This window comes from Thioclava sp. IC9 (assembly GCF_002213225.1).
Lineage (GTDB): Bacteria > Pseudomonadota > Alphaproteobacteria > Rhodobacterales > Rhodobacteraceae > Thioclava > Thioclava nitratireducens.
The window spans coordinates 107,634-119,998 of the sequence record NZ_NBNX01000003.1 but is presented as its reverse complement, the minus strand read 5'-3'; the positions used below and the strand labels follow the sequence as shown (position 1 = coordinate 119,998).

The 12,365-nt window shown below is 63.3% G+C and carries 10 protein-coding genes; 7 read left to right on the top strand and 3 right to left on the bottom strand.

Features of this window, described 5'->3' with window-relative positions; all coding sequences use genetic code 11:
- Positions 1 to 2: 2 nt before the first annotated feature.
- On the bottom strand, positions 3 to 1,823 hold the full coding sequence (locus tag B6V76_RS09110; RefSeq protein ID WP_088727262.1) for a TadE/TadG family type IV pilus assembly protein: 1,821 nt from the start codon (positions 1,821 to 1,823) through the stop codon (positions 3 to 5).
- Between the two features lie 375 nt (positions 1,824 to 2,198).
- Between B6V76_RS09110 and dnaG the strand changes: the two genes are divergently transcribed.
- The 7 genes from dnaG to ribD all read left to right on the top strand — a co-directional run bounded on the left by dnaG (position 2,199) and on the right by ribD (position 9,333).
- Positions 2,199 to 4,190 (top strand): DNA primase, encoded by a 1,992-nt coding sequence (gene dnaG, locus B6V76_RS09105; RefSeq protein WP_088727261.1) that lies wholly within the window; start codon positions 2,199 to 2,201, stop codon positions 4,188 to 4,190.
- A 183-nt stretch (positions 4,191 to 4,373) separates the two neighbouring features.
- On the top strand, positions 4,374 to 6,374 hold the full coding sequence (gene rpoD / locus B6V76_RS09100) for an RNA polymerase sigma factor RpoD (protein WP_088719696.1): 2,001 nt from the start codon (positions 4,374 to 4,376) through the stop codon (positions 6,372 to 6,374).
- Positions 6,375 to 6,438: 64 nt separating this feature from the next.
- Positions 6,439 to 6,807, top strand: coding sequence for a hypothetical protein (locus tag B6V76_RS09095; RefSeq protein WP_088727260.1), 369 nt, complete (start codon positions 6,439 to 6,441; stop codon positions 6,805 to 6,807).
- A gap of 79 nt (positions 6,808 to 6,886) precedes the next feature.
- Positions 6,887 to 7,204, top strand: coding sequence for a hypothetical protein (locus B6V76_RS09090; RefSeq protein ID WP_088727259.1), 318 nt, complete (start codon positions 6,887 to 6,889; stop codon positions 7,202 to 7,204).
- Entirely contained in the window at positions 7,204 to 7,620 is a 417-nt protein-coding gene (locus B6V76_RS09085; protein WP_088719699.1) for a secondary thiamine-phosphate synthase enzyme YjbQ, read from the top strand. The genes B6V76_RS09090 and B6V76_RS09085 overlap by 1 nt, the downstream gene beginning before the upstream one ends.
- A gap of 142 nt (positions 7,621 to 7,762) precedes the next feature.
- Positions 7,763 to 8,233, top strand: a complete 471-nt coding sequence (gene nrdR, locus B6V76_RS09080; RefSeq protein WP_075774214.1) for a transcriptional regulator NrdR — start codon at positions 7,763 to 7,765, stop codon at positions 8,231 to 8,233.
- Positions 8,230 to 9,333, top strand: a complete 1,104-nt coding sequence (gene ribD / locus B6V76_RS09075; RefSeq protein ID WP_088727258.1) for a bifunctional diaminohydroxyphosphoribosylaminopyrimidine deaminase/5-amino-6-(5-phosphoribosylamino)uracil reductase RibD — start codon at positions 8,230 to 8,232, stop codon at positions 9,331 to 9,333. The genes nrdR and ribD overlap by 4 nt, the downstream gene beginning before the upstream one ends.
- Here ribD and B6V76_RS09070 read toward each other — a convergent pair.
- Together B6V76_RS09070 and B6V76_RS09065 are read right to left on the bottom strand one after the other, a co-directional pair.
- Positions 9,303 to 11,315, bottom strand: a complete 2,013-nt coding sequence (locus tag B6V76_RS09070) for a capsular polysaccharide biosynthesis protein (protein WP_088727257.1) — start codon at positions 11,313 to 11,315, stop codon at positions 9,303 to 9,305. The genes ribD and B6V76_RS09070 overlap by 31 nt on opposite strands.
- Complete coding sequence (locus B6V76_RS09065) at positions 11,315 to 12,325, bottom strand: polysaccharide biosynthesis/export family protein (protein WP_088719702.1); 1,011 nt, start codon at positions 12,323 to 12,325, stop codon at positions 11,315 to 11,317. Before B6V76_RS09065 ends, B6V76_RS09070 begins: the two co-directional genes overlap by 1 nt.
- Positions 12,326 to 12,365: the final 40 nt, after the last annotated feature.

Genomic DNA, 12,365 nt, shown 5'->3' with positions numbered 1-12,365 from the left:
GGTCAGTTGGTCAGGCGCAGAGTCGAGATCTGCGTCGCGATCGAGGAAAACGCATCCGCGAGATTGGCGGAGTCGACGTCGTATTGGTAGCTCGGGCCGGAGCTGCAGTCGGCCAGTGCGGTCTTGCCGCTCTGGGGAGCATCAACGGCGACGGTAAAGACGATGATTTCCTTGTCTTTCGCGGCCTTGCAGACGTCGTGCAGGTTCTTGTCCTTCTCCGAGAACATCGAAGAGATAGCCATCTCATCGTAAATCGACGCCACGGATTCCTCCGGATCGAGGCGCTGGCGCGGCGGCAGGAGGAAGGTCTGAATCACGTATTGGAGCGACCACCCCTTGCTCCAGATCGTACGCCAGTCGATCGCGTTCAGGTCGCGGTGAACGAACTGTTTTTCCTGGTACCAGCCATACGAGCAGGATTCGCGCCCCCAGTAGTCGGTGGTGCAATAGCTTCCATAGACCCACTTCGTGGTCGTATCGCCGATCTCCTCGGGCGCATACCAGTTGCGATCGGCGAAAGAGTAATAAGGCTTTTCGCCCAGATCCTGACGTTCCTGAGAGAACCAGTACATTTTCGACATGGTCGTGTAGTCATCGTTGAACGACGTCGAACTCACCGTCGAATAAAGGCCGGAATTGCCGGTCCGATACTGCATCCGTGTCGAGAAGGAGCGCGTGTTCTGACCATCGGTCATCAGAATCATCACCTTCATCGAGCGTTCGTCGACGCTCAGCCCGGTGGCGGGATAGGGCAGGGGGCGGTCGGCCACGTCAGACGAAATCGTTCCAGCCTCGACCAGCGCCGTGGCGGCCGGTTTCGCCGACGGGTCGAGCAGCGCAAAGCCCCAGCGGGCCCCGATGTCGATCGCGGTGTCGCCGCCTGCGCGCAGCGAAGAGATCTTGTTGAGAATATCGCTCTGGTTGTCCTCGAATGCCATGATGTCGCCGTAGCTGTGCTCGTAGCAGTTCTCGCCTGAATCGCTGATGCGCTTCTGGACATACATGTTCTGGCCGACGAAATCGTAGCTCCAGCCATACATGGTGCGCTGCAACCCGGAGGTCGGCAGGCTCACGCTGTTGAAGCCCTGAAGTTGCACGTCGGCGCAGGTGTTGTAGCTGTGATCGGTCGAAAGATTATAGGCCGAGGCCAGATCGGGGCCGAGAGAGACCTGCTGGTTGTAGGGCACGATCGAGATGGAAAGGCGTCCGGCGGGCGCCCCGGGCGGTTGCACGTTGTCAAACATCTTCTTCGTGAAATTCGTCGCGGCATCGCGCAGCGATGCGATTTTCGTCACGCCGTAATAGGAGCCGGAATCGGTCTGGCCCATCGAACCTGACACGTCGAGCACCATCGAAATCTCGACATTGCCGATCGATTCCTCGGCTTGCGCGTGGGTGTTCGAGCGGAAGGATTTGACGCCGAAGCCGATCAGGTCGCCGAAGATCGTCGGCATGTCATCCTGCGCGGTCATCGACACGCGGCGATATTCCTTCTGCGCGCCCTCTTCGACTTCGGGTTGGATGTTGAGATAGTCGAGGCCGCTCGTGGAAAGGTAATCCTTTGCCACGAGCGCAGGGTCGAGCGTCTGATCCAGATTGGCTGCCGCGAGAGCGGCTCGGTCGAGCGAACTTTGGATGAGCGTACGGCGTTCGTCCTGGCGCACGAAGTCGATCGCGATGCCGCCAATGACCATCAGCACGATCAGGACCTGCAGACTGAAGATGAAGACCGCTCCATCTTCATCCTGCGCGAACCGCCCCATTCGAGCGCGCGCGTTCTCGATACGGCGTGCCAAGCCGTTCTGTCCGTATTTGTCCCTCATCCAGACCTCCTTCTCCATGTCAGTTGGCCTCGCCGCCAGCGGAGAAAACTCGCAAAAAAACACCGAACTAAGCTCCGTAATTCCTACGGCGAAATTAAGGCAAAACCTTGTCTAACTTCATGGAATTGTTGTGCTTTAACTGTGAAATGCGACTTCCGGGGCGCCACCGTTTCCCAAAAGTGGGTCAATCGCGCGGCCCTGAGAGGGCAAGCCCTGTCTTTGGAACCGAGTCGTTTAAACTAGGTTAACCTGTCTGGAATTATGCGGTCTGCGGCTTTCGCTGACGCAAAGTTCATGGCCGCGAGTGGCGCGAAAGCTGTGGGTAGCTCTGCGCCTCCTCTCGACTCTGCCGGGCTTGGGGCCAATATAGAGGCCATGAGTTTGCCGCCCGGATTTCTCGACGAATTGCGCAGCCGTTCCTCGATCGCTCAGGTCGTGGGGCGCAAGGTCATTTGGGATATGCGCAAGTCGAACCAGGCGAAGGGCGACATGTGGGCGCCATGCCCGTTCCACCAGGAAAAATCGGCCTCGTTCCATGTCGATGATCGCAAGGGCTATTACTACTGCTTCGGCTGCCACGCGAAGGGCGACGCGCTGAGCTTCGTGCGCGAGACCGAGAATGTCAGCTTCATGGAGGCGGTGGAAATTCTCGCCCGCGAGGCCGGGATGCAGATGCCCGCCCGCGATCCGATGGCGCAGGAGAAGGCCGATCTGCGTACTGAGCTGGTCAACGTGATGGAAGAGGCGGTGAAGTATTTCCGCCTTCACCTGAACACGCAGGCCGGAAACGCCGCGCGCGACTATCTGGCCGGTCGCAGCCTGAACAAACCCGCCATCGACCGTTTCGAGATCGGCTTCGCCCCGCCCGGTTGGCAGGGGCTGCGCGATGCGCTCAAGGCGAAGGGAATTTCCGACGACCTGATCAAGGGCGCCGGCCTCGCGAAGGAGAGCCAGAAGGGGCGCGAGCCCTTCGACGTCTTCCGCAACCGTATCATCTTTCCGATCCGCGATCCGCGCGGTCGCTGCATCGCCTTCGGCGGGCGCGCGATGGATCCGAACGATCCGGCGAAATATCTCAATTCGCCCGAGACCGCGCTCTTCGACAAGGGGCGCTCGCTCTATAACCACGGCCCTGCGCGTGAAGCCTGCGGCAAGGGCGCGCCGCTTGTTGTCTGCGAAGGCTATATGGATGTGATCGCCATGGTCGAGGGTGGCTTCGGCGGGGCTGTCGCGCCGCTGGGCACCGCGATCACCGAAGATCAGCTGCGCCTGATGTGGCGCATCCATGACGAGCCGATCATCGCGCTCGACGGCGATACGGCCGGTCTGCGCGCGGCGCTGCGGGTGATCGATCTCGCCCTGCCGTTGCTGGAGGCCGGGAAGGGCGTGCGTTTCGCGATCATGCCGCCGGGGCTCGACCCGGATGACGTGATCCGCAAGCAGGGGCGCGAGGCGATGGAGACGATCCTGTCCGAGGCAAAGCCGATGGTCTCGCTGCTGTGGCAGCGCGAGACCGAGGGCAAGGTCTTCGACAGTCCCGAACGCCGCGCTGCCTTGGACAAGAGCCTGCGCGCCGCGATTTCGCGCATTCAGGATCCCTCGATCCGGGGCCATTACGGCGACGAAATAAAGCGCCTGCGTTGGGAGCTGTTTGGCACCGGTCCCCAAGGCGGTCCACAGGGACATTCTCCGGGCGGGGCGCAGCCTTCGCGTGGCGGTTTTATCCCAGGCGGTTTCGGCTCTGGCGGCAAGCGCGGCAAAGGCCGTTTCGGTGCGCCGCCGCCTGCCTTGCCCGAGACGCGCTCCTCATTGCTCGCGACAGCGCCGAACGACGTGGCAGAGCATCTGCGCGAAGCGATGATCCTCGGCATCTGCGTCACGCATCCGGCCCTGATCGCGGAATTCGAAGCGGAACTCGAAGCCATTCCACTGCGCGATGAGACACATGACCGGCTACGACACCGGATGCTTATGCATGTGGCCGCACCCGCCCCGGAAATCGCGAAAAACCTGTACGCGGAAATGGCGGCTGACCTTGAAAAGCTGTTGAACCTGCCCCATTTGCGCTCTGCCCCCCCGGTTCGCAACGCCGAGAACCTCGATCTGGCACGCATGTGCCTGACCGAGGAATTGGCCAAGCTGAACGCCGCTCGCGCCGTGCGCGAAGAGGTCGCCGACGCTATGGAGGATTTGGCGGGGCTTGCCGACGAAGGCGTGACATGGCGTCTGGCGCAAGCAGCATCGCTGCGCCATCGCGCCGAGAGATCGAAACTGGAGGACTCCTCCGATATGGGCGAAGATCAGGCGGCGCTGTCCGCGACGCTTCAGGCCATGATCGACGGGGAAATCTGGCGTAAGAAACAATGAGCCGGATGGCAGCGGGCCTTCGGATTATGGGAAAGCGAATTGTTGCGGACACATTCAGTATCAACTTTATGTCCACAGCCCCTCGCGCCCCTGTGATTCGCCGCTGCGATTCGATACACAGACGAGATATGATTCGCTTTCGTCATAGCTTGAGCACAACCAAGCCCTGACCGAGGAGCCCACATGGCCGCCAAAGACATCGACGACAATAAATCCGACACCCCGAGCGACGACGCGACGTCCTTCGACATGAGTCAGGCCGCCGTGAAGCGGATGATCGCCGAGGCGAAGGAACGTGGGTTCATCACCTATGACCAACTCAACAAGGTGATGCCGCAAGATCAGGTCTCCGGTGACCAGATCGAGGATGTGATGTCGATGCTCTCGGAGATGGGCATCAACGTCATCGAGGCGGAAGAAGCCGACGAGGAAGAGGGCAGCAGCCAGGGCGGCCAGGTCGCGACGACCGGGTCCGGATCGCGCGAAGTCGCGGTGTCGACCACCACCTCGGAAACGCTCGATCGCACCGATGACCCGGTACGGATGTACCTGCGCGAGATGGGCTCGGTCGAGCTGCTCTCCCGCGAGGGCGAAATCGCCATCGCCAAGCGCATCGAGGCTGGCCGCAACACGATGATTGCGGGGCTTTGCGAAAGCCCGCTGACCTTCCAGGCAATCACGATCTGGCGCGATGAACTTCTCAACGAAGAAATTCTCCTGCGCGACGTGATCGACCTCGAGACCACTTTCGGCAATTCGCTCGAAGGAGTCGAAGGCGAAGAGGAAGAGATCGAAGGGCCCGCCGTCGAGGGCGAGCCGAAATCGGACGACGACAGCGGCAAGTCGGAGCCCGAACTCGACGCCGACGGCAACCCGATCCAGTCCGACGATGACGACGAGGATGAAGGCGCGAACCTGTCGCTCGCCGCGATGGAAGCCGCGCTGAAGCCGCGCGTTCTCGAGACGCTCGAGCTGATCGCTGGTGATTACGCGCTGCTTGCCGAGATGCAGGACCTGCGGATGTCGGCGACGCTGAACGAGGATGGCTCTTTCTCGGTCACCGAGGAAGCCGCATATCAGAAACTGCGCTCCGAGATCGTCGAACTGGTGAACTCGCTTCACCTGCACAACAACCGGATCGAAGCGCTGATCGACCAGCTCTACGGTATCAACCGCAAGATCATGTCGATCGACAGCGGAATGGTGAAGCTCGCCGATCAGGCTCGCATCAACCGTCGCGAATTCATCGAAGAGTATCGCGGCTACGAGCTCGACCCGAGCTGGTCCGAGCGGATGCAGGCAAAGTCGGGCCGCGCATGGCAGGCCCTGTTCGAGCGCTCCGCCGACAAGGTCGAAGAGCTGCGCGCCGAGATGGCTCAGGTCGGTCAGTATGTCGGTGTCGATATCTCCGAATTCCGCCGTATCGTGCAGCAGGTCCAGAAGGGCGAGAAAGAAGCCCGTCAGGCCAAGAAAGAGATGGTCGAGGCGAACCTTCGTCTCGTGATCTCGATCGCGAAGAAATACACCAACCGCGGCCTGCAATTCCTCGACCTGATCCAGGAAGGTAACATCGGCCTGATGAAGGCGGTGGACAAGTTCGAATACCGCCGCGGCTACAAGTTCTCGACCTATGCGACGTGGTGGATCCGTCAGGCGATCACCCGCTCGATCGCGGATCAGGCGCGCACCATCCGTATCCCGGTCCACATGATCGAGACGATCAACAAACTGGTCCGCACCGGTCGCCAGATGCTCCACGAGATCGGCCGCGAGCCGACGCCGGAGGAACTGGCCGACAAGCTGCAGATGCCGCTCGAGAAGGTCCGCAAGGTGATGAAGATCGCCAAGGAGCCGATCTCCCTCGAGACGCCGATCGGCGACGAGGAAGACAGCCAGCTTGGCGATTTCATCGAGGACAAGAACGCCGTTCTGCCGCTCGACAGTGCCATTCAGGAGAACCTGAAGGAAACGACGACGCGGGTTCTGGCCTCGCTCACCCCACGCGAGGAGCGGGTTCTGCGGATGCGCTTCGGCATCGGCATGAACACCGACCACACGCTCGAAGAGGTGGGCCAGCAGTTCTCGGTCACTCGCGAACGTATCCGACAGATCGAGGCAAAGGCACTGCGCAAGCTCAAGCATCCGAGCCGCTCGCGCAAGCTGCGCTCGTTCCTCGACCAGTAAGCCTAACCAATTTGAAGCGCCCCCGATTTTGGGGGCGTTTTCATGTCATCCGGGGGAGGGGCGTATGAAAACCTTCATGACGTTTATCGTGACCGCGCTGCTGGCTGCCGGTTCCGCTCATGCGGCCGAGCGCGCGCAATTCTACATTCCGGACAAGCCCGCGAAGCTGGTCTATCTTTTCACCTGCGAAGGGGAGAGCCAAGACGAGATCTCGCAGAATTGGGAAAAGGCCAAGGCGATCTTCGCCAGCGACCATCAGGCCGAGGCCGCGCGCCTCGAGACCGAGACCAAGGCGCAGCGCGAGTCCGGTCACGCCCCGAGCCAAGCGGCGATCGACGCTCATAACGTCGAATACAACACGCACAAGGCGGCAGTCGAAGCCGACCTCGCGCCGCTGGGCTGCACCATGAACGGTTTGATGCACATGCCTTGAGCTGACAGGGTCGGGTGATCGCCACTTTCGCGTCACGCAAGCAGTTGCTAGGCTTGATGAAACTTCGACGGAGCCCCCCATGAGCCGCCTTCTTCTGCTTACCCCTCTCGTTCTCGCCGCGTGTCAGGTCGGCACGATGCAACCGGGCGCGCCGCGCATGGATCAAGCGGGCACCTGTTTCCTCTACGTGCAGGAAGAGGGTGGCGGCACTTATTCGGTGGTGTCTGGGGTGGGGGATGGAACGCCGCAGCCCCAGGCCATGGTCAAGCGCGGCCTCAGTGCATCCGAGGCAGACGCCGTCTGGGCAAAGGAGCGCAAGATCATGAACATCAATCCCGAATGCCTCGCGATCGTCGCGACCGATCGGTCCGAGGCGCGTCCGGCGCCGAAAAGCTGATGCATCATCGGTTCGAGATCGCGACGACGGGCCCGGGTCTTTACGAGTTCACGCGCGACGTCGCGGCTTGGGTCGCGCGGGCCGATGCGGAGGAGGCGTTGCTCACCCTCTTCATCCGCCACACCTCGGCGAGCCTCGCGATCCAGGAGAATGCCGATCCGGAGGTCCGCACCGATCTGACCGAATTCTTTCATCGGCTGGTGCCGCCCTCGACCGACCCGAGCATGTCCTACCTCACCCATACCTATGAGGGCCCGGACGATATGCCGGCGCATATCAAGTCGGTGCTTCTACCCGTAAGCTTGCAGATTCCTGTCATTTCCGGGCGTATGACGCTCGGTACGTGGCAGGGAATTTACCTTTTCGAACATCGAAGCCGTGCGCACCGTCGCGAGGTCATGGCGCTCCTGCGCTGAGTCTCATTCGCCACAGCCTGCCGCGACATCTGGGGGCGGCAGATTTTTCCTACCCAAACGATCGACGCTAGGCTAAGGTCTTGTGGATAAGGGGGGCATGCAGACCCTATCGTGAGGCGGGACAACGAACGGGGGAAAGCGAATGCGCTGCCCATTTTGCGGAAATGTCGATACTCAGGTGAAGGATAGCCGCCCGGCGGAAGATCACGTCGCGATCCGGCGACGTCGGTTCTGCCCGGCCTGCGGCGGTCGGTTTACCACCTACGAACGCGTTCAGCTGCGCGATCTCGTGGTGATCAAGACCTCTGGCAAGCGTGAGGATTTTGACCGCGACAAGCTCGAACGCTCGATCCGGATCGCGATGCAGAAGCGCCCCGTCGAACCCGAGCGGATCGACCAGATGATCTCCGGGATTGTGCGGCGTCTGGAAAGCATGGGCGAGACCGACATCTCCTCGAAGGTGATCGGCGAGATCGTGATGGAGACGCTCGCGCGGATCGACACGGTCGGCTACGTCCGGTTTGCCAGCGTTTACAAGAACTTCCAGGAAGCGGACGACTTCGACAAGTTCGTCTCCGAATTGCGTCCGCCGGGGGCGGGCGACCCGGAGTGACCCAGAACGACCGGCGGTTCATGTCCATGGCCCTGACGCTCGCGCGCCGGGGCCTTGGCAATGTCTGGCCGAACCCGGTCGTAGGCTGCGTGATCGTGAAGGATGGCCGCGTCATAGGGCGCGGCTGGACCCAACCGGGCGGGCGGCCCCATGCGGAGGTGCGTGCGCTCGCGCAAGCGGGGGAGGCGTCGCGCGGCGCGACTGCCTATGTCACGCTGGAACCTTGCGCCCATTACGGAAAGACGCCGCCCTGCGCGCTGGCTCTGTCAGAGGCCGGCGTGGCGCGGGTCGTCTCGGCGATGGAAGACCCCGATCCGCGGGTCTCGGGCGGCGGCCATACGATGTTGCGCGACGCCGGAGTCGCAGTGGAGACCGGGCTCATGGAGGCGGAGGCGCGTGAGCTGCAAGCCGGCTTCCTGTCACGCGTCACGCGCGCCCGGCCGTGGCTCGCGCTCAAGCTCGCCAGCAGTTTCGACGGACGTATCGCCACCTCCACAGGTGAGAGCCAGTGGATCACCGGGCCAGAATCGCGTGCGCTCGTCCATGCCATGCGCGCAGAATTCGATGCGGTCATGGTGGGCGGCGGCACCGCGCGGGCCGATGATCCGCTGCTGACCGTGCGCAGCTTCACGCCCTTGCGCCAGCCGCTGCGGATCGTGGCGTCTGCAAGGCTCAATCTCCCGCGCAATCGGCTTGCTGGGTCACTGGACGCCGCGCCGCTCTGGCTGATCCACGGAGGGGCGGCGCCCAAGGAGGGGAAAGCCTTCTGGCGCGATGCGGGGGCGGAATTGATCGAAGTGGCCGAGACAGTTGGCGGCGGTCTCGATCCGCTGGCGCTAATGGAGGCTCTGGCCGGGTTCGGCCTGACCCGCGTGTTCTGCGAAGGCGGCGGGAAGTTCGCGGCCTCTTTGATCAATGCGGAGCTGGTGGACGAGTTGGTCGGCTTCACGGCGGGCATGGTGCTGGGCGCGGATGGTCGCGCCGGGGTTGGCGATATGGGGGTGAGTGAGTTGGCTTGTGCACCGCGCTACCGGCTGGTCGAGAGCCGCCCGATTGGCGACGACCTGCTTCACCGCTGGCGGCGCCAGACCCACGCGTAGGACGCGAACACCCCCTGCAGCTTCGCGCCGATCCGGTTGAGCGGTCCACGAGGCAGGGCGCGGCCCTCGCTCAGGCGATCCAGAGCGACCTCGACCGGGCAGGGAAGGCCGCTCACCGGGTCGAGGTAGCGCGGATAGGCGATCAGCGCGGCATGGGCGAGGTGCAGCAGATCGGGGCGCGCCGTTCTGCGCGCGGGCACTGGCCCGAGATCGCGCGTCAGCCCCCACCCGGCATAGAAGGGCGCACCGAGCGTCGTGACGGCTTTGCCGCGCAGCAACGCCTCGAAGCCGAGACCGGAGGTCATGGTCCAGACCTCGTCCACCGCTTCGATCAGCGCGGCGGTGTCGGCGTCGGGCAGGATCAGGTCGGCGCAGGTCTTGGCGACATCGTCGGGTACCGCGCCGGGGCGGAGGCCAGCGACGACATCGGGATGAGGTTTGAAAAGGATGACTGAATCGGGGTTTTCGGCCCTGGTCCTCTCCAAAAGCATCGCATTTGTGCAAGTCTCCCCCGCGCCGAGCCGGATCGAGGCGTCGTCTTCGACTTGCCCCGGCAACAAGATTTTGTGGCCCTCTGGCAGATTGGGAAGCGCGCCGCCGAGATTGTATTTTGTCAGCTTGTTCGCGGTGATCCGGTCGATGAGCTTGCGCGCGCGAGCCTCGCCGCCCGGGGGCAGGGGCCGGGAGATCAACGCTTCCAGATCACTGGGTCGGGTCGGGTCGTAATAGATGCCGGTCCGATCCGCGATCAACGATAGCGGCGGCACGAGTTCTGCACCGAGGCCCCGCGAGCGGAGGAAGCCGTCTTCAACACGGATCGGTGTGCTGTTGGCAGGTGCCTCACGCGAAGCCCAATACAGGAAGGGACGCGCAGGGTCGGGCGTCTCGCTAAAGCGCAGCGGTCCGTGGCGGCCGAAAATTTTGCGCAGATGCGGACGTTTCCAGATCGACATGCCGCCCGCGACATAGCCCCGCCGATCCTCGCGATAGGCCCGGGTTTCGGCCTCAAGCTGATCCACCGCTTCCTCAAAGCTGCACTGGCGCTTGCGACAAGGATCGAACCAGATCGGCGCGAGGATATGCGACACTGCGAAGATTTGCGCGCGGGTCAGGCTACGCGACCGGCGCGGCACGGGGGTTTCGTCCTGCGTGAGGCCCCAGCTTGCGTAGAATGGTTGCCCGAAGACGCGGGGCTTGTGGCCTGCGAGGATCGCCTCGTAGCCCATCAGCGACGAGACGGTATAGACCGCGATGGCGCCCTCGAGTAGCTGCCAAGGGGATACGGGCGCGTCGTAAATCTCGGAATTCGCGTCGCAATCCTCCCGGCTGTAGTGGCCCGGGCGAAGGCCGGCGCGGGTTTCGGGGTGGGTCTTGATCAAGATGCGCGCGCCGGGGTTTTCGATCCGAGCATAGGCCAGCATCTCCCGAAATGTCGCCGCTGTCGCCCTGCCATGGGCGATCGAAGCATCGTTCCGCGTCTGGTCGATAACCAGAACGTAGCCCGGATCGGGGACGGGAAGGTCCGGGTCGGAATTGTTGTATTTCGACAGGTCTGAGGCCTTCAGCCGGGCGATCCCGTCGCGGGCCCGCTGCAAGATGGCGCTATCGTCGAGCGGCTCGGTCGCAAGGAGATATTCGAGCCGCGAGGGCTGGGCGCTGTCGAAATGCACGCCCATCGGATCGAGGATCAGGCCCAAAGGCGGCGCGCCGGTCCGGCCCGGCTGGATCGAGCGCAGGAACGCATCCTCCATCCGGATCAGCGGCACACCGCGTTTCGCGGCCACCGCCTCGCCGCGCGCCGCATAGGGCGACCGGCCCCAGACGATCACGCCGTCTTCGGGGCCGGGGACGCCAAGGCGCGGGGTGTGGCCCGCCGCCCGCAAGATCTGGCGCAGGCGCGGCTGTCGCAGCACGCCGCCATTGTAGAAAAAAAGCCGCCGGGGAATCGTCCCGGCGGCCTCGTGTTCGCTGTCGCGGTGCATCAGTTCCCGGCAAGCGTGTTGAGCGTGTTCACCGTTCCCAGCGGCTGGGTAAGGGCCGAGAGCGTCTTCTGCCACTGCACGAAGGGCGCCTCGGTGACGTAGACTGTGTCTCCGTCGCGGATCGCGAAATCGCGCGCCATGAACATGCCGTTGGGCTGGGTCAGGTCGAGCACGTAGATCATGCGCTGATCGCCGACCAGATCGGAGCGCCCCAGAACCTTGTCCGCGATCTCGGCAGGCTCGTTGCGAAGGACGAAAACACCGGTCGGATCGGCGAGGTTCGACTGCAGCCCCCCCACGGTCGCGATCGCCTCGAGCGCCGAGAGGGTCTGGGTCTCGAAGGGGACGCGCGATTGCGTGCCTGTCGCGCCGAGCGCAGTGAAGGCGCGCTGGTCTTTCTCGACCAGAATCACGTCGCCATTGCGCAGTGCGATATCCATCTTCGGGTTCTCGTAGAGGTCCTTCAGCCAGACCGATTCCGAGCGGCTGCCCCGTTTGACGGTGACACGTGCGACTTCGGCGGGGATGCCGACACCACCGGCGCGCGCGATCATCGCCGAGAGCGTGCGCGTCGGCCGCTCGATCGGGTAGACGCCCTGACCGTTGATTGCGCCCATGACCGACACGGTCGCCCCGTCACCCGCCACGCGGGACACCAGAACCTGCGGGTCCGGGGTCTGCGCATCGAGCTTGGTGGTGATGATGCGACGCAGCCCGTCGGGCGTGTTGCCCGCGGCCTTGATGCGGCCCGCATAGGGCACGAAGATGAAGCCCGCGCCGTCGACCTGCACCTGCTGCAGCTGGGTCGCGTTGGCGCCTTTGCTGGCCAGAAGCCCGTCATCGACGTTTTCCCAGATCGACAGCGAAAGCGTGTCGCCCGGGCGGATTGTGTCGGAGCCGATCTGGCCCGCGTTGACGAAATCGGAGGTGAAGCCGAGAGCCGGCTGCACGGCGGTTGCGCGGGTGACGAAGTCGTTCACCTTGACGACGAACGCATCGCCCTGGCGCATCACGGAGCCTGCGAAGAGTTCGCGCTTGTTGGGGCCGGAG